Annotated in this window: 25 protein-coding genes; 22 read left to right on the top strand and 3 right to left on the bottom strand. The window is 68.1% G+C overall.

All coding sequences use genetic code 11. The annotated features are described in order from the left end of the window. Positions 1–10: 10 nt before the first annotated feature. Both ACZ5MJ_RS22910 and ACZ5MJ_RS22905 read left to right on the top strand, forming a co-directional pair. Entirely contained in the window at positions 11–766 is a 756-nt protein-coding gene (locus tag ACZ5MJ_RS22910; protein ID WP_464225938.1) for a glutathione S-transferase family protein, read from the top strand. Positions 767–787: 21 nt separating this feature from the next. Next, the gene (locus tag ACZ5MJ_RS22905) at positions 788–1546 is read left to right on the top strand and encodes an enoyl-CoA hydratase/isomerase family protein (protein WP_464225937.1); all 759 of its coding nucleotides are present in this window, start codon (positions 788–790) and stop codon (positions 1544–1546) included. A 6-nt stretch (positions 1547–1552) separates the two neighbouring features. Here the strand turns inward: ACZ5MJ_RS22905 and ACZ5MJ_RS22900 are convergent, their stop codons facing one another. After that, a complete protein-coding gene (locus ACZ5MJ_RS22900; RefSeq protein ID WP_464225936.1) occupies positions 1553–2443 on the bottom strand; it encodes a LysR family transcriptional regulator in 891 nt (296 codons plus the stop codon). A 111-nt stretch (positions 2444–2554) separates the two neighbouring features. Here ACZ5MJ_RS22900 and ACZ5MJ_RS22895 point away from each other — a divergent pair, with 111 nt between their 5' ends. The 20 genes from ACZ5MJ_RS22895 to ACZ5MJ_RS22800 all read left to right on the top strand — a co-directional run bounded on the left by ACZ5MJ_RS22895 (position 2555) and on the right by ACZ5MJ_RS22800 (position 22780). Continuing rightward, a complete protein-coding gene (locus ACZ5MJ_RS22895) occupies positions 2555–3673 on the top strand; it encodes a muconate/chloromuconate family cycloisomerase (protein ID WP_464225935.1) in 1119 nt (372 codons plus the stop codon). Between the two features lie 65 nt (positions 3674–3738). Next, positions 3739–4734 (top strand): tripartite tricarboxylate transporter substrate binding protein, encoded by a 996-nt coding sequence (locus ACZ5MJ_RS22890; RefSeq protein WP_464225934.1) that lies wholly within the window; start codon positions 3739–3741, stop codon positions 4732–4734. Positions 4735–4890: 156 nt separating this feature from the next. Further along, on the top strand, positions 4891–6609 hold the full coding sequence (gene poxR, locus ACZ5MJ_RS22885) for a phenol degradation transcriptional regulator PoxR (protein ID WP_464225933.1): 1719 nt from the start codon (positions 4891–4893) through the stop codon (positions 6607–6609). Between the two features lie 499 nt (positions 6610–7108). Continuing rightward, a complete protein-coding gene (locus ACZ5MJ_RS22880; protein WP_464225932.1) occupies positions 7109–7333 on the top strand; it encodes a phenol hydroxylase subunit in 225 nt (74 codons plus the stop codon). Between the two features lie 50 nt (positions 7334–7383). Continuing rightward, the gene (locus ACZ5MJ_RS22875; protein WP_464225930.1) at positions 7384–8379 is read left to right on the top strand and encodes an aromatic/alkene monooxygenase hydroxylase subunit beta; all 996 of its coding nucleotides are present in this window, start codon (positions 7384–7386) and stop codon (positions 8377–8379) included. Between the two features lie 32 nt (positions 8380–8411). Further along, positions 8412–8693 carry an MmoB/DmpM family protein gene (locus ACZ5MJ_RS22870; protein ID WP_432261969.1) on the top strand — a complete coding sequence of 94 codons (282 nt, stop codon included), beginning with the start codon at positions 8412–8414 and terminating at the stop codon, positions 8691–8693. A gap of 35 nt (positions 8694–8728) precedes the next feature. Beyond that, entirely contained in the window at positions 8729–10249 is a 1521-nt protein-coding gene (locus ACZ5MJ_RS22865; RefSeq protein WP_464225929.1) for an aromatic/alkene/methane monooxygenase hydroxylase/oxygenase subunit alpha, read from the top strand. Positions 10250–10280: 31 nt separating this feature from the next. Beyond that, a complete protein-coding gene (locus tag ACZ5MJ_RS22860) occupies positions 10281–10640 on the top strand; it encodes a phenol hydroxylase subunit P4 (RefSeq protein WP_464225928.1) in 360 nt (119 codons plus the stop codon). Between the two features lie 37 nt (positions 10641–10677). Beyond that, complete coding sequence (locus tag ACZ5MJ_RS22855; RefSeq protein ID WP_464225927.1) at positions 10678–11745, top strand: 2Fe-2S iron-sulfur cluster-binding protein; 1068 nt, start codon at positions 10678–10680, stop codon at positions 11743–11745. Positions 11746–11755: 10 nt separating this feature from the next. Continuing rightward, entirely contained in the window at positions 11756–12079 is a 324-nt protein-coding gene (locus ACZ5MJ_RS22850) for a 2Fe-2S iron-sulfur cluster binding domain-containing protein (protein WP_464225926.1), read from the top strand. 69 nt (positions 12080–12148) lie between these two features. Further along, positions 12149–13084, top strand: coding sequence for a catechol 2,3-dioxygenase (locus ACZ5MJ_RS22845; RefSeq protein ID WP_464225925.1), 936 nt, complete (start codon positions 12149–12151; stop codon positions 13082–13084). 30 nt (positions 13085–13114) lie between these two features. Next, on the top strand, positions 13115–14569 hold the full coding sequence (locus ACZ5MJ_RS22840; protein ID WP_464225924.1) for a 2-hydroxymuconic semialdehyde dehydrogenase: 1455 nt from the start codon (positions 13115–13117) through the stop codon (positions 14567–14569). A gap of 9 nt (positions 14570–14578) precedes the next feature. Beyond that, on the top strand, positions 14579–15361 hold the full coding sequence (gene dmpE / locus ACZ5MJ_RS22835; protein WP_464225923.1) for a 2-oxopent-4-enoate hydratase: 783 nt from the start codon (positions 14579–14581) through the stop codon (positions 15359–15361). 37 nt (positions 15362–15398) lie between these two features. Next, a complete protein-coding gene (gene dmpH, locus ACZ5MJ_RS22830) occupies positions 15399–16187 on the top strand; it encodes a 2-oxo-3-hexenedioate decarboxylase (RefSeq protein WP_464225922.1) in 789 nt (262 codons plus the stop codon). 23 nt (positions 16188–16210) lie between these two features. After that, positions 16211–16402, top strand: a complete 192-nt coding sequence (locus ACZ5MJ_RS22825; protein WP_432261978.1) for a 2-hydroxymuconate tautomerase — start codon at positions 16211–16213, stop codon at positions 16400–16402. Between the two features lie 32 nt (positions 16403–16434). Then, on the top strand, positions 16435–17379 hold the full coding sequence (locus tag ACZ5MJ_RS22820; RefSeq protein ID WP_464225920.1) for an acetaldehyde dehydrogenase (acetylating): 945 nt from the start codon (positions 16435–16437) through the stop codon (positions 17377–17379). A gap of 44 nt (positions 17380–17423) precedes the next feature. Further along, positions 17424–18482, top strand: coding sequence for a 4-hydroxy-2-oxovalerate aldolase (dmpG, locus tag ACZ5MJ_RS22815; RefSeq protein WP_464225919.1), 1059 nt, complete (start codon positions 17424–17426; stop codon positions 18480–18482). 320 nt (positions 18483–18802) lie between these two features. Continuing rightward, on the top strand, positions 18803–20437 hold the full coding sequence (locus ACZ5MJ_RS22810; protein ID WP_464225917.1) for a methyl-accepting chemotaxis protein: 1635 nt from the start codon (positions 18803–18805) through the stop codon (positions 20435–20437). A gap of 78 nt (positions 20438–20515) precedes the next feature. Next, positions 20516–21481, top strand: a complete 966-nt coding sequence (locus ACZ5MJ_RS22805) for a threo-3-hydroxy-L-aspartate ammonia-lyase (RefSeq protein ID WP_464225916.1) — start codon at positions 20516–20518, stop codon at positions 21479–21481. Positions 21482–21550: 69 nt separating this feature from the next. Beyond that, on the top strand, positions 21551–22780 hold the full coding sequence (locus ACZ5MJ_RS22800; protein WP_464225915.1) for an RtcB family protein: 1230 nt from the start codon (positions 21551–21553) through the stop codon (positions 22778–22780). 60 nt (positions 22781–22840) lie between these two features. On the opposite strand, the gene ACZ5MJ_RS22795 is transcribed toward ACZ5MJ_RS22800, so the two are convergent. Next, the gene (locus ACZ5MJ_RS22795; RefSeq protein ID WP_464225914.1) at positions 22841–23356 is read right to left on the bottom strand and encodes a transcriptional repressor; all 516 of its coding nucleotides are present in this window, start codon (positions 23354–23356) and stop codon (positions 22841–22843) included. After that, positions 23332–24072, bottom strand: coding sequence for a DUF4198 domain-containing protein (locus tag ACZ5MJ_RS22790; RefSeq protein ID WP_464225913.1), 741 nt, complete (start codon positions 24070–24072; stop codon positions 23332–23334). Before ACZ5MJ_RS22790 ends, ACZ5MJ_RS22795 begins: the two co-directional genes overlap by 25 nt.

Raw genomic sequence — 24072 nt, 5'->3', positions numbered from 1 at the left:
CGAGGGCAGCATGAAACTCTTCCATGGCTGGTTGTCGAGCGCTTCGCGCCGGGTGCGGCTGTGCCTGGCCGAGAAGGGTATCGGCTATGACAGCGTGCCGGTCGACATGGCGGCGCAAGAACACCATTCGCCTGCCTTCCTGGCGATGAACCCCAACGGCGTGGTGCCTGCGCTGGCGCTGGACGATGGCCGCTTCCTGTACGAGAGCGCCACCATCTGCGAATACCTTGACGAGATCCGGCCGTCGCCGCCGCTGCGACCCGACGACCCCTACCAGCGCGCGGTAATGCGCAACTTCGTGCGCTGGACCGACGAGAAGTCCTTGCCGAACCTGCTGATCCTGAACTGGAGCCTCGCGCTGCAGCCGGTGGCCGCGCAATGGAACGATGCCACGCTGGCCGAGCGGCTGGCGCGCATCCCGACCGCGGAGCGCCGCGAGGCGTGGCTGCGCATTGCGCGCAAGCCCTACACGGATGAAGAGAAGCGCAGCGCGCTCGACGCGCTGTTGTTGCTGGTACCGAAAATGGAAGCGATGCTGGCCGGCGGCGACTGGCTGTTCGGTGCGCGCTATACGCTGGCCGATATCGCCGCCGTGCCGTTTGTCGCGCGCATTGCCGAGCTGGCGCCCGAGGCGCTCAGCGCGGCGCCGGCGGTCGCCGGCTGGTGGCAGCGCGTGCAAGCCCGTCCCGCGTTTGCCCAGGCGCAGCTGGAGCGCTTCGACAGCGCGCTCGCGCGCCGGGGCGCGCAGCAGCCCGCCACCCAATGATCCCTACCTGGAGTAATCCCGATGCAGACTGATGGTTCCCTTCCTTCGCTCGATATTGCCGGCCATGTCGCCACGATCACGCTGCGCCGCCCGGAGGTGGCCAACCGCCTCGGGCCGGATGACCTGGCCGAGCTGCAGCGGCATGTCGATGCCGTGAACGGCAGCGACGTGCGCGTGCTGCGGCTGCGCGGCAGCGGCAAGTACTTCTGCAGCGGCTTCGATATCGGCAGGCTCGCGGCCGGGCAGCGGGGTGCCGGCTTCGAGCCGCTGGTCAACGCGGTGGAGGACTGCCGCGCGGTGACCATTGCCGAGATCCATGGCGGCGTCTATGGCGGCGGCACCGACCTGGCCCTGGCGTGCGATTTCCGGCTCGGCACCGCCGCGGTGGATATGTTCATGCCTGCGGCGCGGCTGGGGCTGCATTTTTACCAGCGCGGCATGGAACGCTATATCAGCCGGCTCGGGCTGAACCACGCCAAGCACCTGTTCCTGACCGCCGAGCGCATCGACGCCGACGAGATGTTCCGCCGCGGCTTCCTGACCGAGCTGCTGCCCGCCGAGCGCCTGCGCGAGCGCGTCGACCAGCTCAGCGACACCGTGGCCGGGCTGGCGCCGCTGGCGGTGCAAGGCATGAAGCGGCATCTGAACACGATCGGGCGCGGCGCGCTGGATAGCGCGGCGCTGGCCGCCGACATCAGCCGGGCCACGCAGTCGCAGGACATCCGCGAAGGCGCGCTGGCCTGGAAGGAAAAGCGCAAGCCGCAGTTCACCGGCACCTGACGCGGCTCACTGCCCCTGCCGCATCACCCACTCCACCGCCCGCGCCAGGAACGGTGAGGTGTCGCCTTCGCGGTAGCTCATGATCACCGGCGACACGAAGCCCGGCGCGTCGATCGGGCAGTAGCGCACGTCGTCGCGGTGCAGGCGCTGGATCGACGCCGGCACCAGGGTGATGCCGATGCCGGCCGCCACCAGGCCCAGCGCGGTCTGCAGCTCGTTGGCCTCCTGCGCCACGCGCAATTGCAGGCCCTGCGCGCGGAACAGCGACAGCAGGTGGTCGGCATAGCTGGGCCGCGGCCGGGCCGGGTAGAGAATGAACGGCTGCGCCGCCAGCGCCTGTGGCGTCAGCGCCTTGCGGCGCGGCGCGGGCAGGCGTGCCGGCAGCGCGGCTACCAGTGGCTCGGCCATCACCACCTGCTGGCGGATGGCGGGATCGTTCAGCGCGATGCGGCCGAAGCCCAGGTCGATACGGCCGGCCTTGAGCGCCTCGATCTGCTCCACGGTGATCATCTCGGCCAGTCCTACCTCGACCTGCTGGTCGTGCCGGTCGGATTCGCGCAGTTCGCGGATCAGTTCCGGCAGCACGCCATACAGCACCGACGGCACGAAGCCGATGCCGAACCAGCGCTTGTCCTGCCGCCCGATGCGGCGCGTGCCTTCGATGGTTTCTTCCAGCCGCTGCGTCAGCTGGGTGGTCTGCTCCAGCAGGAAGCGGCCCGCCTCGGTCAGCCGCAGCCCGCGGCCGACGCGGTCGAACAGCGCCACGCCCACTTCGTCTTCCAGTTGGCGGATCTGGCGCGACAGCGGCGGTTGCGCCATATGCAGCCGCTCGGCGGCGCGGGTGACGTTCAGTTCCTGTGCCACGACCTGGAAATAACGCAGGTGCCGGAGTTCCATGTGTGTCCTGTTTCCATACCTGTAGGGTATTGATCGAGACATCTTCGGTCTTGGACACCGCCAAAGTCAAGTCGCATACTTGGCCTCAACATCAATCCGCATCGACAAGGTATGACCACGACTATCACTTCGGTGGAAGCCATCCTGGTGGACCTGCCCACCATCCGGGCGCACCAGCTGGCCATGGCCACCATGCAGCAGCAGACGCTGGTCATCGTGCGGCTGCGCTGCAGCGACGGCGTGGAAGGCATCGGCGAGGCCACCACCATCGGCGGCCTGTCCTATGGCGACGAAAGCCCGGAAGGCATCAAGCTGACCATCGACACCTACCTGGCGCCGGCGCTGGCCGGCCAGGATGCCACCAACGTGCATGGCGCGATGGCGCGCCTGGGCAAGGTCGCGCGCGGCAACCGCTTTGCCAAGTCGGCGCTGGAGACCGCGCTGCTGGATGCCCAGGGCAAGCGCCTGGGCGTGCCGCTGGCCACGCTGCTCGGCGGCGCGGTGCGGGCCACGCTGCCGGTGCTGTGGACGCTTGCCAGCGGCGACACCGCCCGCGATATCGCCGAGGCCGAGCAGCTGCTGGCCGAGCGCCGCCACAATACCTTCAAGCTGAAGATCGGCCGGCGCAGCGTGCGCGACGACGTGGCCCACGTGGCCGCGATCAAGCGCGCGCTGGGCGACCGGGCACGCGTCACCGTCGACATCAACCAGGCCTGGAACGAGGCCGACGCCGCCACCGGCATCGCCATGCTGGAGGCCGCCGGCATCGACCTGATCGAGCAGCCCACCCCGCGCGAGCAGCGCATGGCGCTGGCGCGCCTGGCCGCGCGCTTTGTGGTGCCGATCATGGCCGATGAAGCGGTGTGCGGCCCGGAAGACGCGATGGAGCTGGCGCGCATCGGCGGCGCCGACGTGTTCGCGCTGAAGATCGCCAAGGCCGGCGGCATCTTCGGCATGCTGCGCACCGCCGCGGTCGGCGACGCCGCCGGCATCGCGCTGTACGGCGGCACCATGCTGGAGGGCAGCGTGGGCACCATCGCCGCGGCGCACGGCTTCTGCACGCTGCCGCAGCTGGCCTGGGGTACCGAGCTGTTCGGCCCGCTGCTGCTCAAGGACGATATCGTGCAGCAACGCCCCGAGTACCGCGACTTCAGCCTGCATCTGCCCGAAGGCCCCGGCCTGGGGCTGGCGCTGGACGAAGACAAGCTGGCGCACTACCGCCGCGGCTGATCTGGCAGGCAACTTCCCCGCATGGCACGCCACGTGCCAGGGGCGCATCACGCAGTGAGGAGACTATGAAGACGTTATTCCAGCGGCTGGCGAGCAGGGGCCGCGCAGGGGCGCTGGCACTGGTTGCCGGCCTGTCGTTCGCCGCACCGGCCGCGCACGCGGCCTATCCCGACCACCCGATCCGCTGGATCGTGCCATTCCCCGCGGGCGGCGCGATGGACAATATCGCCCGCACGCTGGGCGAAGACATGTCGCGCACGCTGGGCCAGGCCATCGTCGTCGAGAACCGTCCGGGCGCCGGCGGCAATATCGGCGCCGAGCTGGTGGCACGCGCGCCCGCCGACGGCTACACGCTGATCATCGTCGCCAACGGCATGGCCGTGAACCCGGCGCTGTACGGCCGCCTGAACTATGACCCGGTCAAGGACTTTGCGCCGGTGTCGCTGCTGGCGGTGGTGCCCAATGTGCTGGTGGCCAACAAGGCGCGGCGCAAGGAAAGCACCGTCAAGGAGGTGGTGGCCCAGGCCAAGGCGGCGCCGGGCAAGTACACCTATGCCTCCGCCGGCAACGGCACTTCGATCCACCTGGCGGGCGAGCTGTTCACCTCGATGGCCGGTGTCGACATGCTGCATATCCCCTACAAGGGCAGCGGCCCGGCCATGACGGATTTGCTGGGCGGCCAGGTCGACTACATGTTCGACAGCATCACCTCGGCCAAGCCGCATATCGAATCGGGCAAGCTGACGGCGATCGCGGTCACCACCAGCAAGCGCTCGAGCGCGCTGCCCAATGTGCCGACGGTGGCGGAAGCCGGCCTGCCGGGCTATGAACTGTCGCCGTGGTTCGCTGCCTTCGTGCCGGCGAAGACGCCGCAGCCGGTGATCGACACGCTCAACCGCGCCATGCTCGAGGCGCTGCACAAGCCCGCCGTGCAGAAGCGGCTGGCGCTGATCGGCGCCGAACCGATTGGCAGTTCGCCGGCGGCACTGCGCGAGCACCTGGCGAAGGAAACCGACAAGTGGGGGGCGCTGATCCGCCAGCGGGGGATTCGGGCGGATTGAGCGGCCCGGACCAACGCGGTTCATAGGGGGCTCCCCCGGGGATGCGCCCGGGGGCATGTCATGACCCCGCCCCCGTCTCCCTGGCACATAATGTGCGTAAGATGCCGGCCGAAAGGCACACTCGAGCGGATCATCCGCCGGCACTGAGGGGAGACAATGAGCAGTTCAACCGACAAGTTCTCGGCCACCATGCGCGATGGCCTGGCCGATCTTGCCCGCCGCCTGCGCTTTGCCATGGAGGAAGGCGCGATCTGGCTGGACGAGCAGCGCATGATCCTGATCCATACCGCCGCCCTGGGCGCCCTGCGCAAGGAACTGGTGGACACCCTGGGCATGGAGCGCGCGCGCGGCCTGTTCATGCGCATGGGCTTTCATTCGGGCATGCGCGACGCCGAGGTGGCCAGGAAGCTGCGCGCCGGCCACAGCGACTTCGGCCAGCTGGAGATCGGGCCCTGCCTGCATACCATCGAGGGGGTGGTACGGGTCACGCCGGTCAAGGTCGACATCGATATCGCCGCCGGCATCTACGATGGCGAATTCCTGTGGGAAGACTCCTTCGAGGGCGACGTCCACCGCCAGCTGTTCGGCATCGTCGACCAGCCTGCCTGCTGGATGCAGATTGGCTACGCCACCGGCTATACCTCCGCGCTGATGGGGCGGACCATCCTGTACCGCGAAGTGGAATGCATCGCCTGCGGGCACCCGCATTGCCGCATCGTCGGCAAGCCGGTGGAGGCCTGGGAAGACGGCGCACAGGCGCTGGCGCTGTACCAGCCCGATCCCGTGATCGAAACCATCATCGCCCTGCAGAGCGAGGTCGAGCACCTGCGCGCGCTGCAGGGCACCCCGGCCACGCCGGCCGACCTGGTCGGCACCTCGCCCGGCTTCCGCGCCGCCTGGGGCCTGCTGCAACGCGCCGCGGCCAGCAACGTGACCGTGCTGCTGCTGGGCGAGACCGGCGTGGGCAAGGAGCGTTTCGCACAGGCGCTGCACAGCGTGAGCGGGCGCGCCGACAAGCCCTTTATCGCCGTGAACTGCGCGGCGATTCCCGACGAGCTGATCGAGTCCGAGCTGTTCGGCGTGGAAAAGGGCGCCTTTACCGGCGCCAGCCAGTCGCGCCCCGGGCGCTTCGAGCGCGCGCACGGCGGCACCCTGTTCCTGGACGAGCTGGGCGAGCTGTCGGCCTCGGCCCAGTCCAAGCTGCTGCGCGTGCTGCAGGAAGGCGAAGTCGAGCGCGTGGGCGGCACCGGCACGCGCAAGGTGGACGTGCGGCTGGTGGCCGCCACCAATGTCGACCTGGCCGAAGCCGTGAAGCAGGGCACCTTCCGCAAGGACCTGTACTACCGCCTGAACGTCTACCCGGTCACGATCCCCCCGCTGCGCGAGCGCCTGGACGATATCCGGCCGCTGGCCGAGCGCTTCGTGGCCCGCTACGGCGCGCGCCACGGCAAGCGCATCGTCGGCATCACCGACCGCGCGCTGGCCGAACTGCGCCACTATGACTGGCCCGGCAACGTGCGCGAGCTGGAGAACGTGATCGAGCGCGGCGTGATCCTGGCCAGCCAGGGCGGCCAGATCACCGCCGACCACCTGTTCCTGCCGGGCACCGTGGCACCGGCGGTGGATACCGCGCCGCGCCTGGGCGCGGGTGGCACGCTGCCAGACCTGCGCGAAGCCGCGGTCCATGCACTGCTGGACCAGATGTCGGAGCAGCAACTGGCGCTGGGCGATGTCGAGACCGTGCTGATGGAGGCCGCGATGCAGCGCGCCGGCGGCAACATGAGCCAGGCGGCGCGGCTGCTGGGCATTACGCGGCCGCAGCTGGCGTACCGGTGGAAGATGCGCGGTGCGCGCGGCAACGGCCACGGCAACTGAGGCTGCTGCACGGTTCAAATGCTGAGGGTTTGCTCCCACTCCCGCTTGCGGGAGCGGGAGCGCACTGGTGGTCATCGATATCCATCGCGTCTTCCACGCGCCTTCAATCCCCGCTTCTTCCCCCTTGATCATTTGATGCAGTCCCTTCCGGCCGCGCATTCGCCCGCAGTTGCCTGATGCTGCACCGCGCCAGCAACATTTCCCTGTCGGATCAAGTCCTCTCGCCCATGTTGCCCACGCACGCTGCTGCACCGCGGGGCAACCGCATCCCCATCCGCCCGCTGCCCGCAAACGCCCGCCCGGCGCGGCTTTTGATCATTTGATCAAGGCTTGCGGGCAGCTTCATCAATTCATCGACAGTATTCGCGCGGACCTTTTCGGGTTAACGCGCACGCTCGCCACGGCTGATTCCCCGCAAGCCTTGTCCCACCGCGCTTTGCGCTCCCTGGCACGGTCTTCGCAGTAAGGCCTGCGTCCAGCCAACGCAATGGAGCGCGCCATGAACACCCCGTCGGTTCCCCTGTTCGAAGCCACGCCGCGCTACGTGCGGGTCGAGGGCCGCACGCCCGAAGGGTTTGTGCAGTTCGCCTTCAGCGTGGCCGACCCCGAGCTGAACGTCGAACTGATCATGCCGGCGCCGATGTTCGAAGCCTTCTGCTGCGTGAACCGCGTGCGCTTCCTGCCCCCGCTGGAAGCTTCGCCGCAGCCGGATGCCGACGACTGACGCCGCAGCCACCGCATCACAAAGAGAGAAGGGATACAGGAGACCAAGCGATGCAAGTCGATATCAAGACCCAGCAGATCCAGCCGCTGCGCCAGACCTACGGCCATGTCGCGCGCCGCTTCGGCGACAAGCCGGCGTCGCGCTACCAGGAGGCGACCTACGACGTGCAGTCGGAGGTGAACTTCCACTACCGCCCCACCTGGGACCCCGGCTTCGAGCTGTATGACAAGCGCCGCACGGCAATCGTGATGCAGGACTGGTACGCGCTGAAGGACCCGCGCCAGTTCTACTACGGCGCCTACGTCACCGCGCGCGGCCGCCAGCAGGATGCAACGGAGAAGAGCTTCGCCTTTGTCGAGAAGCGCGGCCTGCTGCAGGCGCTGCCCGCCGAATGGCAGGAACGCCTGGCCACCGGCCTGCTGCCGCTGCGCCATGTGGAATGGGGCGCCAACATGAACAACTTCTATTGCGCCGACTACGGCTGGGGCACCGCCATCACGCAGGCCTGCACCTACTGCGCGATGGACCGCCTGGGCATCGCCCAGTACCTGTCGCGCATCGGCATGCTGCTGGACGGCAATACCGGCGTGGCGCTGGAGCGCGCCAGGGTGGCCTGGCTGGAGAGCGCCACGTGGCAGCCGCTGCGCCGCTTTGTCGAGCACACCTTTGTCACCGAGGATTGGTTCGAGACCTTCGTGGCCCAGAACCTGGTGCTCGACGGGCTGCTCTATCCGCTGGTCTACCAGCATGCCGACGCGGTGATCGCGCGCGCCTGCGGCACCGGGCTGGCGGTGCTGACCGAGTTCATGAACGACTGGCGCGACGAGCACGCACGCTGGGTCGATGCGGTGATCCAGGCCGCCGCGGCCGAGTCAGACGCCAATCGCGTGCTGCTGTCCGGCTGGGCGCGCGCCGCCTGCGCCGAAGTGGCGCAGGCGCTGGTGCCGGTGGCCGACGCCCTCACGGGCGAGGACGGCGCGCAGATGGTGGCGCTGTGCCGCGAGCAGTTCGAAGTCCGCCTGGGCAAGCTCGGCCTGGCTGGCTGATCCGCCCGCAACGAACCCCACGGAGATACGCCATGTCAGCCACCGCCGCCAACGTCTACATCGCCCTGCAGCACAACGACGACACCCGACCCATCATCGACGCCATCACCGAGGCCAACCCGCATGCGGTGGTGTCGCAGTTCCCCGCCATGGTCAAGATCGACGCCCCCGGCCACCTGACCATCGTGCGCGAGCTGGTGGCCGGCAAGCTCGGCCGCGACTGGGACCTGCAGGAGATCCACCTGAACCTGATCTCGCTGTGCGGAAACATCGACGAAGACGAAGACGCCTTCACGCTGCGCTGGAACGCCTGACACCGCAGCGGCATAGAGAACATCACGGAGACATCATGGACGCACGCAAGAAGCTCAACCTGCGCGAGAAGTACGCCTCGATGACGCGGGACCTGGCCTGGGAAACGACCTACGAGCCGATGGACAAGGTCTTCCCGTTCGACAAGTACGAGGGCATCCGCATCCACGACTGGGACAAATGGGAAGACCCGTTCCGCATGACCATGGATGCCTACTGGAAATACCAGTCGGAGAAGGAGCGCAAGCTGTACGCGATCATCGATTCGTTCGTGCAGAACAACGGCCACCTGAACGTATCCGATCCGCGCTACCTGAACGCGCTGCGGCTGTTCCTGACCGGCGTGACGCCGCTGGAATATGCCGCCCACCGCGGCTACGCCCACCTGGGCCGGCATTTCCGCGGCGCCGGCGCGCGCGTGGCGGCGCAGATGCAGTCGATCGACGAGCTGCGCCATGCCCAGACCCAGTTGCACACGCTGTCGGTCTACAACAAGTACTTCCACGGCTTTGGCGAATGGCGCCACATGCACGACCGGGTCTGGTACCTGTCGGTGCCCAAGTCCTACTTCGAGGACGCGATGAGCGCGGGGCCGTTCGAGTTCATCACCGCGATCTCGTTCTCGTTCGAGTACGTGCTGACCAACCTGCTGTTCATGCCGTTCATGTCGGGCGCCGCCTACAACGGCGACATGGCCACGGTGACCTTCGGCTTCTCCGCGCAGTCCGACGAGTCGCGCCACATGACGCTGGGCCTGGAGGTGGTCAAGTTCCTGTGCGAGCAGGACGCCGGCAACATCCCGATCCTGCAGAAGTGGCTGGACAAGTGGTTCTGGCGCGGTTTCCGCCTGCTCACGCTGGTCGGCATGATGATGGACTACATGCTGCCCAAGCGCGTGATGTCGTGGGCCGAGGCCTGGGAGATGTACTTCGAGCAGGCGGGCGGGGCGCTGTTCAAGGACCTGGAGCGCTACGGCCTGCGCATGCCCAAGTACCACGAGGTCGCCACCAGGACCAAGGACCGCATCACGCACGAAGCCTGGGCCACCTTCTACAACTACGCGGGCGCAGCCGGCTTCCACACCTGGGTGCCCAAGGCCGACGAGATGGCATGGCTGGCCGAAAAGTACCCGCAGACCTTCGAGCGCTACTACAAGCCGCGCCTGGACCACTGGCAGGAGCGCCAGCAGGCCGGCGAGCGCTTCTACAACGCCACGCTGCCGATGCTGTGCCAGACCTGCCAGATCCCGATGGTGTTCTCGGAGCCCGACGACCCCACCCAGACCTGCTACCGCGAAAGCAGCTACCACGGCATGAAGTTCCATTTCTGCTCGAACGGCTGCAAGGACATCTTCGACGGCGAGCCCGCCAAGTACGCGCAGGCCTGGCTGCCGGTGCACCAGATCTACCAGGGCAACTGCGGCGGCGCCACGCTGGAGGACGTGCTCAAGTGGTACCGGCTGAACCCGGGCGCGGACAACCTGGATTTCGAGGGCTCGCAGGACCAGCGCAACTGGAACGCGTGGAAGGGCATCGGGCCCGCCGCGGACGCCGCCTGAAGCCGCCCCATCACAAGACAAGGAGACAACCATGCCCGTCGTATCCATCGGCGACTACGCCTTCGAGGCGGCCGACCGCGAGGCCGTGTTCCACGGCAACCGCCTGCTCTATATCGGCTGGGACGGCCACCTGCTGTTCTGCGCCCCGCATTGCTTCCCGTTCCCGCCGTCGATGCCGCTGTGCGACGTGGTGGACAAGGTGCTGCCCGGTGTCTACGGCTACCACCCCGACTTTGCCCGCATCGACTGGGGCCAGGTGCAGTGGCTGCGCGGCGGCCAGCCCTGGCAGCCGGACCTGGACCGCTCGCTGGAAGAGAACGGCCTGGGCCACAAGGACGTGATCCGCTTCCGCACGCCGGGGCTGGACGGCATCGGCGGCAGCCGCAGCTGAGGCACGCGGGCGAGCGCACCACCGCAAGGAGACCAAGATGTATTCGCTGACCATTGAACCGATCGGGCAGACCATCCCCATCGCTCCGGGGCAGACCGTGCTGGATGCCTGCCTGCGCAACGGCGTGTGGCTGCCCCATGCCTGTTGCCACGGCCTGTGCGCCACCTGCAAGGTGCAGGTGGTGGACGGCGAGGTCGACCAGGGCGAGGCGTCCAGCTTCGCGCTGATGGATTTCGAGCGCGACAACGGCCAGTGCCTGGCCTGCTGCGCGACCGCGCAGTCCGACCTGGTGATCGAGGCCGATATCGAGGAAGACGCCGATGCGCTGGGACTGCCGCTGGCCGACTACCGCGCCGAAGTGGTCGAGACGCGCGCCCTGACGCCCACCATCCTGGGCATCTGGCTGCGGGTCAAGGACGGCCGGCGCACGGCCTTCCAGGCCGGGCAGTACGTGAACCTGAACGTGCCGGGCTGCGACCAGCCGCGCGCTTTCTCGCTGGCCAACGCGCCGGGTGACGAACTGGTCGAACTGCACGTGCGGCGCGTGCCGGACGGGCAGGCCACCGGCTACCTGCACGACCGGCTGGCGGTGGGCGACGAATTGTCGTTCTCCGCGCCCTATGGCCGCTTCTTCGTGCGCAAGTCGGCGCGGGTGCCAATGCTGTTCCTGGCGGGCGGCTCCGGCCTGTCCAGCCCGCGCGCGATGATCCTGGACCTGCTGGCCGCCGGCGAGACCCTGCCGATCACGCTGGTGCAGGGCGCGCGCAACCGCGGCGAGCTGTACTACGACGCCGGGTTCCGGGCGCTGGCGCAGGCCCACCCCAACTTCCGCTACGTGCCGGCGCTGTCGGACGAACCCGCCGACAGCGGCTGGAGCGGCGCGCGCGGCTACGTCCACGATGTGCTGCACCAGCTCTACGCGCAGAACGGCAATGCCGACTTCAGCGGCCACAAGGCCTACCTGTGCGGGCCGCCGCCGATGATCGAGGCCTGCATCCGCACGCTGATGCAGGGCCGGCTGTTCGATGCGGACATCCACACCGAGAAGTTCCTGTCCGCGGCGGATGCGCAGAACAGCGCGCGCAGCCCGCTGTTCAAGATCTGAGGAGGCCGCAATGCATTCCGTCGAGATTGCCGGCAGCGGGCTGCGTTATCCCTGCGCGCCGGGGCAGAACCTGCTGCGCGGCATGGAAGTGCTGGGCCAGCGCGGCATCCCGGCCGGCTGCCGCGGCGGCGGCTGCGGCGTGTGCAAGGTCCGCATCGAGGCCGGCCACTACCACGCCGGCAAGATGAGCCGAGCCTGCCTGTCCGAAGCGGAGCAGCGCGACGGGCTGGTGCTGGCCTGCAAGACCTACCCGGACAGCGATATCAGGCTGCGGCCGGTGGCCCTGCTGCAGCGCTGCCTGGACAAGCAGCGCCAGCGCGAGCAGGGCCGGTAGCAAGCGAACGAAGCACAAGCAAAGAAGGTGGCACGCACACAGTGCCACCACCACACCAGGAGACCCATCATGGCATTGACAGGCGTATTGCGACCGGGGCACGTGGCCCTGCGCGTGCTGGAGCTGGAGCCGGCGCTGAAACACTACACCGAGGTACTCGGCTTGATCGAAACCGCGCGCGATGCGCAGGGCCGGGTGTTCCTGAAGGCATGGGACGAGCACGACCACCACAGCGTGGTGCTGCGCGAGGCCGACAGCCCGGGCATGGACTATATGGGCTTTCGCGTCGACAGCGGCCGCACGCTGGAGCGGCTGGCGCAGGAGGTGGAGCAATCCGGCCTGGCCACCGCTTGCCAGTGGATCGCCGCGGGCGAGCATCCGCACACCGGCGTGCGCTTTCGTTTCACCATCCCGACCGGCCATGCCATCGAGCTCTTTGCCGACAAGGACAAGCTGGGCTGCAAGACCGGCGACCTGAACCCAGACCCCTGGCCGGACGACCTGCGCGGCATGGCGCCCAGCCGCTTCGACCACTGCCTGCTGTATGGCGACGATGTCGACGGCACCGTCAGGCTGTTCCGCGACGTGCTGGGTTTCTCGCTGGCCGAGCAGGTCGTGGCCGGACCGGACGGCCAGATGCTGATCGGCGCCTTCCTGACCTGCTCGAACAAGGCGCATGACATCGCCTTTATCCGCCATCCGGAGAAGAACCGCTTCCACCATGCCTCGTTCCTGCTCGACAACTGGAGCGAGGTGCTGAAGGCAGCCGACATCATTTCCAAGAAGGATGTGTCGCTCGACATCGGCCCGACCCGCCACGGCATCACGCGCGGCGCGACGATCTACTTCTTCGATCCCTCGGGCAATCGCAACGAGGTGTTCTCAGGCGGCTATATCCACTACCCGGACAAGCCCACCATCACCTGGACCGACAACGAGCTCGGGCGGGCGATCTTCTATCACGACAGGAAGCTGAACGAGGCGTTTTTGAATGTGCTGACCTGAGCGCGATTGCATCTACACCAGAGAACCAACATGAAAGACTTCAAGAACTTCATCAACGGCGAGTGGGTCGGCACCGCGCGGACCTTCGAGAACCGCAACCCGGCCGACAACAGCCTGATCGGCCGCGTGCATGAGGCCGGGCAGGCCGAGGTCGATGCCGCCGTGCAGGCTGCGCGCCGCGCGCTGCAGGGGCCGTGGGGCCGCATGACGGTGGCGCAGCGGGTCGAACTGCTGCACGCGGTGGCCGACGGCATCAACCGCCGCTTCGACGACTTCGTGCAGGCCGAGATCGCCGATACCGGCAAGCCGCTCGGGCTGGCCAGCCATATCGACATCCCGCGCGGCGCGGCCAACTTCAAGGTCTTTGCCGACCTGATCCGCAACGTGCCGACCGAGAGCTTTGCCATGGACACGCCCGACGGCGGCAAGGCCATCAACTATGCGGTGCGCAGCCCGCGCGGCGTGATCGGCGTGGTGTGCCCGTGGAACCTGCCGCTGCTGCTGATGACCTGGAAGGTCGGGCCGGCGCTGGCCTGCGGCAATACGGTGGTGGTCAAGCCGTCGGAGGAAACCCCCGCCACCGCCACGCTGCTGGGCGAAGTGATGAACGAGGCCGGCGTGCCGCCGGGCGTCTACAACGTGGTGCATGGTTTCGGCCCGGATTCGGCCGGCGCTTTCCTGACCGCGCACCCGCAGGTCAACGGCATCACCTTCACCGGCGAGACCCGCACCGGCGAGGCCATCATGAAGGCAGCGGCCAATGGTGTGCGGCCGGTGTCGTTCGAGCTGGGCGGCAAGAACGCGGGCATCGTGTTTGCCGATGCGGATTTCGACAAGGCCGTGGCCGGCATCACGCGCTCGGCGTTCGAGAACAGCGGCCAGGTGTGCCTGGGCACCGAGCGCGTCTACGTGCAGCGGCCGATCTTCGAGCGCTTTGTCGCCGCGCTGAAGGCGAAGGCCGAGGGGCTGAAGCTGGGGCCACCCTCCGAGCCCGGCGTGAACATGGGGCCGCTGGTGTCGCATGAGCATCGCGACAAGGTGCTGTCCTGCTACCGCCAGGCCGCCGAGGCCGGCGCCACGGTGGTCACCGGCGGCGGTGTGCCGCAGATGCCCGGCGTGCTCGCGGAAGGCGCCTGGGTGCAGCCTACGATCTGGACCGGCCTGCCCGAAAGCGCCGCCGTGATCCGCGAGGAGATCTTCGGTCCCTGCTGCCATATCGCCCCGTTCGACACCGAAGAGGAGGTCATCGCGCTGGCCAACGACACCCCGTACGGCCTGGCCGCGACAGTCTGGACCGGCGACCTCGGCACCGCGCACCGCATGGGCAGCGCGCTGGAGGTTGGCATCTGCTGGATCAATGCCTGGTTTCTGCGCGACCTGCGCACCGCCTTCGGTGGCGCGAAGCAGTCCGGCATCGGCCGCGAGGGCGGTGTCCATTCGATCGAGTTCTATACCGAGCTGCGCAACGTCTGCGTGCGCCTGTGAGGTCCCATCATGCATAGCCAACTTATCCTTGAGATCGGCGCCGGCCTGCACCAGGCACTTGCCACCCGCCGCCCGGTGGCGCCGCTGACCGAATCCTGGCCGGACCTGACCATCGACGATGCCTACCGCATCCAGCTGGCGATGGTGCAGCACCGGCTTGACGCCGGCGAGCGTGTGGTCGGCAAGAAGATCGGCGTGACCAGCCGCGTGGTGATGGACATGCTCGACGTGCGCCAGCCCGACTTTGGCCACTTGCTGTCGGGCATGGTCTACCCCGACGGCGCGGCGATTCCCGCCGACACCCTGATCGCGCCCAAGGCCGAAGGCGAGATCGCCTTCGTGCTGAAGGACGACCTGGAAGGGCCGGGCGTGACCAATGCCGACGTGCTGCGCGCCACCGCCTGCGTGCTGCCTTGCTTCGAGATCGTCGACTCACGCATCCGCGACTGGAAGATCCGTATCCAGGACACCGTGGCGGACAACGCATCGTCAGGCGTGTTCGTGCTCGGCGACGCCGCGGTGGACCCGCGCAGCGTGGACCTGGGCACGGTCGGCATGACGCTGGAGAAGAACGGCGAGATCGTCGCCACCGGCGCCGGCGCGGCCGCGCTGGGGCACCCCGTCAACGCGGTGGCATGGCTGGCCAACACCCTTGGCAGGCTGGGCATCGGCCTGAAGCGTGGCGAGGTGATCCTGTCCGGCTCGCTTGCCGCCATGGTGCCCGTAACCGCCGGCGACCAGCTGCGCATCAGCCTGGGCGGCATCGGCTCGGCCGGCGTGCGCTTTGTTTGATCCCGATCTCTTCCCGAACCCTGCGCAGGACAAAGCCATGACCCTGACACAAGACACCATCGCCCGGCTCGCCGAGCACCTGGAGAACGCCGAGCTGCAGCGCGAGGCGGTGCGCAAGATCACCGACGAATACCCGGACATGGACTGGGACGACGCCTACGCCATCCAGGATGCCATCCGCGCGCGCAAGGAGGCGCGCGGCACCCGCATCGCCGGGCTCAAGATGGGCCTGACCTCGTTCGCCAAGATGCGCCAGATGGGCGTGAGCGACCCGGTGTACGGCTTCCTGACCGACTACGGCGCCTGCATGGACGGCGCCGCCATCGATACCGGCGCGCTGATCCACCCCAAGGTGGAGGCCGAGATCGCCTTCGTGCTGAAGGCCCCGCTCAGGGGGCCGGGCTGCCATATCGGCGACGTGCTGGCGGCGACCGACTTCGTGGTGCCGGCGGTGGAGGTGATCGACTCGCGCTACGAGAACTTCCGCTTCGACCTGAAGAGCGTGATTGCCGACAACACTTCGTCGGCGCGCTTCGTCGTGGGCGGCACGCACCGCGGCGCCGAGGGCCTGGACCTGAAGAACCTGGGCGTGGTGCTGGAAAAGAACGGCGAGGTGGTGGCCACCGCGGCCGGCGCGGCGGTGCTGGGGCACCCGGCCAACAGCGTCGCCATGCTGGCCAACATGCTGGGCGCGCGCGGGCGCGAGCTGCCGGCGGGCACCTTCATCATGACCGGCGGCGTGACCGAGGCCATCGCGGTGGCGGCCGGCGACAACATTACCGTGCGCTACCAGCACCTGGGCACGGTATCGATGCGCTTCACCTGAACCGCGTACCAAGGAGACACACCATGCCAATCATGCAGGTCTTCCTGATCGAAGGCCGTACCGAAGAACAGAAGGCGCGCCTGATCCGCGCGCTCACCGATGCCGCGGTCGAAGCGGTGGGTGCGCCGGTGGAAACCGTGCGCGTGATGATCACCGAAGTGCCGAAGGTGCAGTTCGGCATCGGCGGCAAGACTGCCAGGGAACTGGGCCGCTGACGCGTCAGGACTCAAGCGAAAAGGACAACGACATGGACATGAAAGCAAGCGGCCGGCACAAGGTGGCCATCATCGGCTCCGGCAATATCGGCACCGACCTGATGATCAAGGTGATGCGCCACGGCCGGAACCTGGAGATGGGCGCCATGGTGGGCATCGATGCGGCGTCGGACGGGCTGGCCCGTGCCGCGCGCCTGGGCGTGCCAACCACGGCCGAAGGCATCGAGGGGCTGGTCGGCATGCCGGGCTTCGGCGATATCCGCATCGCCTTCGATGCCACCTCGGCGGGCGCCCATGCGCACCACAACCGCGTGCTGCAGCAGCACGGCGTGCGTGTGATCGACCTGACACCGGCTTCGATCGGGCCGTACGTGGTGCCCGTGGTCAACCTGGACCAGCACCTGGACGCAGCCAACATCAACATGGTCACCTGCGGCGGCCAGGCCACTATCCCCATGGTGGCGGCCGTGTCGCGTGTGGCCAACGTGCACTACGCCGAGATCGTGGCGTCGATCTCCAGCAAATCGGCAGGGCCCGGCACGCGCGCCAATATCGACGAGTTCACCGAGACCACCAGTCAGGCACTGTGCTCGGTGGGGGGCGCGGCACGGGGCAAGGCCATCATCGTGCTCAACCCGGCGGAACCGCCGCTGATGATGCGCGACACGGTCTTCACCTTGTCGGAGGACGGCGATGAAGCGCAAATTGCGGCGAGCGTCGAAGCGATGGCGCAGGCAGTACAGGCTTACGTGCCGGGTTACCGGCTCAAGCAGCGCGTGCAGTTCGAGCGTATCGCCGCGTCGGCGCCATTGAATATCCCCGGCCTGGGACCCATGAGCGGGCTCAAGACCTCGATCTTCCTGGAGGTGGAGGGCGCCGCCCACTACCTGCCGGCCTATGCCGGCAACCTCGACATCATGACCAGCGCCGCGCTGGCCTGCGCCGAGCGCCTGGCCGAGACCCGGCTGTGCGCATGAGCCGCTTGTCACGCCATGAACGCACCGAAGGCAGGGAGACCAATATGACCGCACAACCCACCAAGAAGCTCTACATCTCCGACGTGACGCTGCGCGACGGCAGCCACGCCATCCGCCACCAGTACAGCCTGGACCAGGTACGCCGCATCGCCGCCGCGCTTGACGCCGCGCGCGTGGATTCGATCGAGGTCGCGCACGGCGACGGGCTGTCGGGCTCCAGCTTCAACTATGGCTTTGGCGCCCACACCGACCTGGAATGGATCGCCGCCGTGGCCGAGACCGTGCGCCATGCCCGCGTGGCCACGCTGCTGCTGCCGGGCGTGGGCACCGTGCACGACCTGCGCGCCGCCTATGACGCCGGCGCGCGCGTGGTGCGCGTGGCCACGCATTGCACCGAGGCCGACGTGTCGCGCCAGCACATCGAGTACGCGCGGGAGCTCGGCATGGACACCGTCGGCTTCCTGATGATGAGCCACATGACCACGCCCGCGGCGCTGGCGCAGCAAGCGAAGCTGATGGAAGGCTACGGCGCCCAGTGTGTGTACGTGGTTGATTCCGGCGGCGCGCTGGGCATGCAGGACGTGCGCGAGCGCTTTCGCGCCTTCAAGGACGTGCTTAAGCCGGAAACCCGGACAGGCATGCACGCCCACCACAACCTGAGCCTGGGCGTGGCCAACTCCATCGTCGCGGTGGAAGAGGGCTGCGACCGCATCGACGCCAGCCTGGCCGGCATGGGCGCCGGCGCCGGCAACGCCCCGCTGGAAGTCTTCATCGCCGCCGCCGAACGCCTGGGCTGGCAGCATGGGTGCGACCTGTACACGCTGATGGATGCCGCCGACGACATCGTGCGCCCGCTGCAGGACCGCCCGGTGCGCGTGGACCGCGAGACCCTGGCGCTGGGCTACGCCGGGGTCTATTCCAGCTTCCTGCGCCATGCCGAGGCCGCCGCGGCGCGCTACGGCCTGGGCACGGTCGACATCCTGGTCGAGCTGGGCAAGCGGCGCATGGTGGGCGGGCAGGAAGACATGATTGTGGACGTGGCGCTGGACCTGCTGGCGCGGCGCGGTGCGTTGGCGGGACAGGGGGCGGCGGCAGTGGCCTGACCGTCGGCGGGTGCGGGCAGGGGACGCCTACGTGCGCCTCCCGTTTCTTGTGCTCACTGCTGTACTCGCTGCCCGCTCCCGTTCCGTTTACCTCTCCCCCACTTCCGTAGGGATCAGTTCCCCCTTACCCAGACCGTTAGCAGCGCAACAACGAGCACGGATGCGCAGACAGTTGCCGGGGCCATGCACCCCTGCCGATCGCAAACACCGGGCCGACCAGCAGGAACGGGCGCGCAGTGGCATGCAGTCGTCGGGCATGCAATGGTTGGATCCATAACAATCGAAGCGCATACGTCTTCTTGGACGGTAAGGGGGTGATCATGAATTTCAGGAGTCTGTCTATCCGCACGCGGCTGCTGGCGGGGTTTGGCACGCTGGCGGGCATGGTGCTGGTGGTGTCGGCGTACTCGCTGCATGCGCTCGGGGATGCGACCACCGGATTCAACGACTACCTGAACGGGCTGAACGCCCGCGCGGACATGGCCGCGAAAGTGCGCAGGGCGGTGGACCGGCGTGCCGTCGCGGCGCGCAACATGGTGCTGGTGACCGATGCGGCCGAGCTGCAGAAGGAGAAGGCCGAGGCGTTGCGCGCGCACGAGGACGTGCAGACGCGGCTGGCGCGGCTCAATGAGATGGTGCGCCAGCCCGGCGTCAGCGACGAGGCGCGCAGGATGGTCGACGAGGTGGTGAAGGTCGAGGCGCAGTACGGCCCGGTCGCCACGGCCATCGTCGGCCTGGCGGCGGAGCGCAAGATCGACGAAGCGGTGTCCCGTATCGACAAGCAATGCCGCCCGCTGCTGGCGGCACTGATCAAGGCGACCAACGCCTATGCCGACTTCACCGCGGCGCGCCAGAAGGAGATGGAGCGCCAGCTCGAGGCGGACTATGTGCGCCAGCGCAACCTGCTGATCCTGATCTCGCTGGCATCGGCGGCGATCGCGGTCATCGGTGGCTTGCTGGTTACGCGTGCCATCACGCAGCCGATCCAGCGCGCCGTGGAGGTGGCCGACACCGTTGCCAGCGGCGACCTGGGCGCGCGCATCGAGGTGGATCGCCATGACGAGACCGGCCGCCTGCTGGCGGCGCTGCGCGACATGAACGAGCGCCTCACCGCCACGGTCACCCACGTGCGCGCAAGCAGCGGCAATATTGCCGTGAGCACCAGCGAGATCGCGCGCGGCAATGCCGACCTGAGCAGCCGCACCGAGGAGCAGGCGGCTTCGCTGGAGGAAACCGCGGCCAGCATGGAGGAACTGACCGAGACCGTGCGCCAGAACACCGAGAATGCCCGCCAGGCCAGCGCGCTGGCGCGCAACGCGGCGGATGTGGCGCAGCGCGGCAGCACCACGGTGCAGCGCGTGGTCGGGACGATGCAGGACATCAGCGCCAGTTCGGCCAAGATCGCGGAGATCACCGGCATTATCGAAGGCATTGCCTTCCAGACCAACATCCTGGCGCTGAATGCGGCGGTGGAAGCCGCGCGCGCCGGTGAGCAGGGTCGCGGCTTTGCTGTGGTGGCCAGCGAGGTGCGCGGCCTGGCCCAGCGCTCGTCGAGCGCGGCCAAGGAGATCAAGGAGCTGATCGAGGCCTCGGGGCGCCAGGTGCACGACGGCTCGTCGCTGGCGACCGAGGCCGGCCAGACCATGGCCGAGGTGACCCAGGCCGTGGCGCGCGTGACCGGCATCGTGGAAGAGATCGCCACGGCCTCGGCCGAGCAGACCCGCGGCATCGAGCAGGTCAACCAGGCCATCGTGCAGATCGACCAGGTGACGCAGCAGAACGCGTCGCTGGTGAGCGAGGCGGCCGACGCATCGCGCGCGCTGGAAGAGCAGGGGCGTGAACTCAGCGAGGTGGTGGCGTTCTTCCGCCTGCCGGGCGAGGGCGGCGGCTCGCACCTGGCAGCCGGTACGCCGGGCACGCAGCGGCGCACGGCTCACAGGCTGGCCGCGGCATAGCGCAGAGCCGGGACGGCGTAGCTGCAAGCTGGCCCCGGGACGGGTAAACTGGCCCGTCCCAGCTTCCTTGCCACTGCCATGACCGCCCTGCCTGTTTCCTTCGACGACGTCGCCGCCGCCCACGAACGCATCCGCGCGGCGGCCCACCGCACCCCGGTGCTGACCTCTTCCACCGCGGACGCGGCCACCGGTGCGCAGCTGTTTTTCAAGGCCGAGAACTTCCAGCGCATCGGCGCCTTCAAGTTCCGCGGCGCCTATAACGCCATCGCCCAGTTCACGCCGCAGCAGAAGGCCGGCGGCGTGCTGGCGTTCTCCTCCGGCAACCATGCGCAGGCGATCGCGCTGTCGGCCCGGCTGCTGGGCGTGCAGGCGGTGATCGTGATGCCGCAGGATGCCCCCGCGATCAAGATCGAGGCCACGCGGGGCTATGGTGCTGAAGTGGTGCTGTACGACCGCTACCAGGACGACCGCGAGGCGCTGGGCCGGCGCATCGCCGCCGAGCGCGGCATGACGCTGATTCCGCCCTACGACCACCCGCATGTGATGGCGGGGCAGGGCACGGCCGCCAAGGAACTGTTCGAGGAAACCGGCCCGCTGGACATGCTGGTGGTATGCCTGGGCGGCGGCGGGCTGCTGTCGGGCTGCGCGGTCGCCGCGCACGCGATGTCGCCCGGCTGCGCCGTGTACGGGGTCGAGCCCGAGGCCGGCAACGACGGCCAGCGCAGCCTGCGCAGCGGCGAGATCGTGCGCATCGATACCCCGCGCACCATCGCCGACGGCGCGCAGACGCCATTCCTGGGCAACCACACTTTCGCCGTGATCCGCGAGCTGGTGACGGATATCGCCACGGTGTCGGATGCAGAGCTGGTCGAAACCATGAAGTTCTTTGCCGGGCGCATGAAGATCGTGGTTGAGCCCACCGGCTGCCTGGCCGCCGCCGCGGTGCTGCACGGCAAGCTGGATGTGAAGGGCAAGCGCGTGGGGATCATCATCTCGGGCGGCAATGTCGACCTGGGCGCCTTTGGCAGCTTCCTGCTGGGTTAAGGCGGGGGAATTCTCGGCTGGTGTCGGCCGTCTAATGTGCAATCCGCGACGACACAGCCAGGGGCGGCCATGACGGACAAGCGCCACTACGACGTGCTGGACACCGGCGCCGGCAAGCCGGTCAAGCTGTGGACGCGCGGCGTCCCGGTGGAGGGCGCTGCCCGCCAGCAACTGGTGAACACCGCGCAGATGCCGTTTATCTTCCGCCATCTCGCGGTGATGCCGGATGTACATCTGGGCAAGGGCTCGACCATCGGCTCGGTGATCCCGACCGTGGGCGCGGTGATCCCCGCCGCGGTGGGCGTGGACATCGGCTGCGGCATGATGGCCGTGAAGACCTCGCTGACTGCCGCCGACCTGCCCGACAACCTCGGACCGCTGCGCAGCGCGATCGAACACGCCGTGCCGCACGGCCGCACCGCGCAGGGCGGGCGGCGCGACCAGGGCGCCTGGGGCTCGGCGCCGGCGCCGGTTGACGCGGCCTGGGCCGAAATGGCGCCGGGCTTTCGCCGCATCACCGACAAGTATCCGCACCTGGCGCGCACCAACCATCGCAATCACCTGGGCACGCTCGGCACCGGCAACCACTTTATCGAGGTGTGCCTGGACGAAGCCCAGTCAGTCTGGTTCATGCTGCACAGCGGCTCGCGCGGCGTCGGCAATGCCATCGGCACGACCTTCATTGCGCTGGCGCAGCAGGATATGCGCAAGCACCTGGCCAACCTGCCGGACCGCGACCTGGCCTACCTGGTCGAAGGCTCCGCGCACTACGAGGACTATATCTTCGCGGTGTCGTGGGCCCAGGCCTACGCGCGGCGCAACCGCGAACTGATGATGGAGGCGGTGCTGGCCGCGGCGCAGCGCGTGCTGCGCAAGCCTTTCAAGGCGCAGCTGGAGGCGGTCAATTGCCACCACAACTACGTGCAGAAGGAACACCACTTCGGCGCCGACGTGCTGGTCACGCGCAAGGGCGCGGTCAGCGCGCGCGTGGGCGAACTGGGCATCATCCCGGGTTCGATGGGCGCGCGCTCGTTCATTGTGCGCGGCAAGGGCAACCCGGAGTCGTTCTGCTCATGCAGCCACGGCGCGGGGCGCACCATGAGCCGCAGCGAGGCCAAGCGCCGCTTCACCGTGGCCGACCAGGTGCATGCGACCGAAGGCGTGGAATGCCGCAAGGACGCCGCCGTGATCGACGAGATCCCGATGGCCTACAAGGACATCGACGCGGTGATGGCGGCGCAGGCGGACCTGGTGGAGATCGTGCACACGTTGCGGCAGGTAGTGTGCGTGAAGGGGTGAGTGCGCCGCGGCGCGTGGCACAGACTCCGTTCCAGACCGGCTTGCCGCGTGCGGTACCTCTCACGCCTGGGTCGTGTCAGCGGCACAGGCGGCACATATACCGTTGATCGCTTCGCGCACCAGTGGCGCCGGGGCAAGGCCGCGGGCCTTCAATGCGATCCGCTCCAGTTCGATCAGTCTCCCGTCAACGACCTCGTCAAGGCGATGGCACCGGACGCAGAAGAGATGATGGTGATCGTTGTCCGCGAGTTCGTAGATATGTACCAGCTTGCTTCGGCCCGGATATACCGCAACGCTTGACAGGACTCCGGCGGCGCAGAGTTCGTAGATGGCCATCCGGAAGGTCGAGATGGCACAACGATGGCTTGAGCGAAGCATCTCGCCGCACAATGACTCAGTGGTCTGGTGACGGCTGGCGCATCCCGACAACACCCGGATCACGGTCTCGCGCGGGATGCTCAGGTCAATGCCATGCCTGGCCAGCCGCTGCGCCGGGCTTTCCGAAGTCAATGTGGATTCAGCCGCGGCGTCTCTGCGCGGCGTGAAGTCCCTTAGCGGGTGGGAGAGGCCTGCCATGACACCGGCGTTTGCGTGCGCGCGCCACTCAGGACGTTGAGTGTCGTCGTCGCCCGATGGCGAACGGCTTCATACGTGGCACCGCCGAATGTGCCCGGCGTGCGTTCCAGATGTACAACGTGCAGGATGTACTGGCCGCGCCAGGGGAGGGTGAAGCGTACCAGGCCGTCCTTGCCGCTGGTGGCCTCGCGCGTCCAGGCATTGGGCGCGATGATGCGCACATCGGTGCCCGCCAGCGGCGCGCCCTGGAACATCACGCGAAACTCGCCGGCCGCGCCGGTGGGCACGATATCCAGCGGCATCGTGTTCGCGGCCGGCGTGGCTTGCGTCGGCGTGGCACCGGCCAGGCGGGCATAGAACATGGGCTTGACGATGCCGATGCCTGCGCGCGTCCAGTCCTTCACCGCATAGCCACTTTCCGTGGCCACGACGTTGGCGTCGCGGGATGGCCGGGGGAACGCGAAGCCTCCCGGCTCGCGCGTGGCCCTGAGGGCCGTCGCCTGGCCATCGCGGTCCACGGCGCGAATCTCGGGTGCCGGCATCTCGTCGAGCCGGCCCGGCGATCGCTCGCGCAGCATTTCTTCGTATTCGCCGAAGTACAGGTGCCCGCCGGCCTTGTCCTGCTCCAGCCAGAGATAGTGTGCCTGCACGGGCGCGGCCAGCAGGGTGGCCGCGAAGGCCAGCGCCATGCCGGAGAACAGCGGGTGTCTTGTCAT

It is taken from the genome of Cupriavidus sp. LA-1, from assembly GCF_055385985.1.
The sequence above is the reverse complement of the archived record's forward strand: the minus strand, read 5'-3'. Positions and strand labels throughout refer to the sequence as shown.

Excerpts from the sequence above, each read along its gene's own strand:
- ACZ5MJ_RS22850 (WP_464225926.1), top strand. The coding sequence starts at position 11,756 with ATGCATTCCGTCGAGATTGCCGGCAGCGGGCTGCGTTATCCCTGCGCG.
- ACZ5MJ_RS22860 (WP_464225928.1), top strand. The coding sequence starts at position 10,281 with ATGCCCGTCGTATCCATCGGCGACTACGCCTTCGAGGCGGCCGACCGC.
- ACZ5MJ_RS22825 (WP_432261978.1), top strand. The coding sequence starts at position 16,211 with ATGCCAATCATGCAGGTCTTCCTGATCGAAGGCCGTACCGAAGAACAG.
- ACZ5MJ_RS22905 (WP_464225937.1), top strand. The coding sequence starts at position 788 with ATGCAGACTGATGGTTCCCTTCCTTCGCTCGATATTGCCGGCCATGTC.
- ACZ5MJ_RS22875 (WP_464225930.1), top strand. The coding sequence starts at position 7,384 with ATGCAAGTCGATATCAAGACCCAGCAGATCCAGCCGCTGCGCCAGACC.
- ACZ5MJ_RS22870 (WP_432261969.1), top strand. The coding sequence starts at position 8,412 with ATGTCAGCCACCGCCGCCAACGTCTACATCGCCCTGCAGCACAACGAC.
- ACZ5MJ_RS22795 (WP_464225914.1), bottom strand. The coding sequence starts at position 23,356 with ATGGCAGGCCTCTCCCACCCGCTAAGGGACTTCACGCCGCGCAGAGAC.
- ACZ5MJ_RS22865 (WP_464225929.1), top strand. The coding sequence starts at position 8,729 with ATGGACGCACGCAAGAAGCTCAACCTGCGCGAGAAGTACGCCTCGATG.
- dmpG (WP_464225919.1), top strand. The coding sequence starts at position 17,424 with ATGACCGCACAACCCACCAAGAAGCTCTACATCTCCGACGTGACGCTG.
- ACZ5MJ_RS22895 (WP_464225935.1), top strand. The coding sequence starts at position 2,555 with ATGACCACGACTATCACTTCGGTGGAAGCCATCCTGGTGGACCTGCCC.
- ACZ5MJ_RS22820 (WP_464225920.1), top strand. The coding sequence starts at position 16,435 with ATGGACATGAAAGCAAGCGGCCGGCACAAGGTGGCCATCATCGGCTCC.
- ACZ5MJ_RS22880 (WP_464225932.1), top strand. The coding sequence starts at position 7,109 with ATGAACACCCCGTCGGTTCCCCTGTTCGAAGCCACGCCGCGCTACGTG.
- dmpH (WP_464225922.1), top strand. The coding sequence starts at position 15,399 with ATGACCCTGACACAAGACACCATCGCCCGGCTCGCCGAGCACCTGGAG.
- ACZ5MJ_RS22845 (WP_464225925.1), top strand. The coding sequence starts at position 12,149 with ATGGCATTGACAGGCGTATTGCGACCGGGGCACGTGGCCCTGCGCGTG.
- ACZ5MJ_RS22910 (WP_464225938.1), top strand. The coding sequence starts at position 11 with ATGAAACTCTTCCATGGCTGGTTGTCGAGCGCTTCGCGCCGGGTGCGG.
- ACZ5MJ_RS22855 (WP_464225927.1), top strand. The coding sequence starts at position 10,678 with ATGTATTCGCTGACCATTGAACCGATCGGGCAGACCATCCCCATCGCT.
- dmpE (WP_464225923.1), top strand. The coding sequence starts at position 14,579 with ATGCATAGCCAACTTATCCTTGAGATCGGCGCCGGCCTGCACCAGGCA.
- ACZ5MJ_RS22810 (WP_464225917.1), top strand. The coding sequence starts at position 18,803 with ATGAATTTCAGGAGTCTGTCTATCCGCACGCGGCTGCTGGCGGGGTTT.
- ACZ5MJ_RS22805 (WP_464225916.1), top strand. The coding sequence starts at position 20,516 with ATGACCGCCCTGCCTGTTTCCTTCGACGACGTCGCCGCCGCCCACGAA.
- ACZ5MJ_RS22900 (WP_464225936.1), bottom strand. The coding sequence starts at position 2,443 with ATGGAACTCCGGCACCTGCGTTATTTCCAGGTCGTGGCACAGGAACTG.
- ACZ5MJ_RS22790 (WP_464225913.1), bottom strand. The coding sequence starts at position 24,072 with ATGACAAGACACCCGCTGTTCTCCGGCATGGCGCTGGCCTTCGCGGCC.
- poxR (WP_464225933.1), top strand. The coding sequence starts at position 4,891 with ATGAGCAGTTCAACCGACAAGTTCTCGGCCACCATGCGCGATGGCCTG.
- ACZ5MJ_RS22840 (WP_464225924.1), top strand. The coding sequence starts at position 13,115 with ATGAAAGACTTCAAGAACTTCATCAACGGCGAGTGGGTCGGCACCGCG.
- ACZ5MJ_RS22800 (WP_464225915.1), top strand. The coding sequence starts at position 21,551 with ATGACGGACAAGCGCCACTACGACGTGCTGGACACCGGCGCCGGCAAG.
- ACZ5MJ_RS22890 (WP_464225934.1), top strand. The coding sequence starts at position 3,739 with ATGAAGACGTTATTCCAGCGGCTGGCGAGCAGGGGCCGCGCAGGGGCG.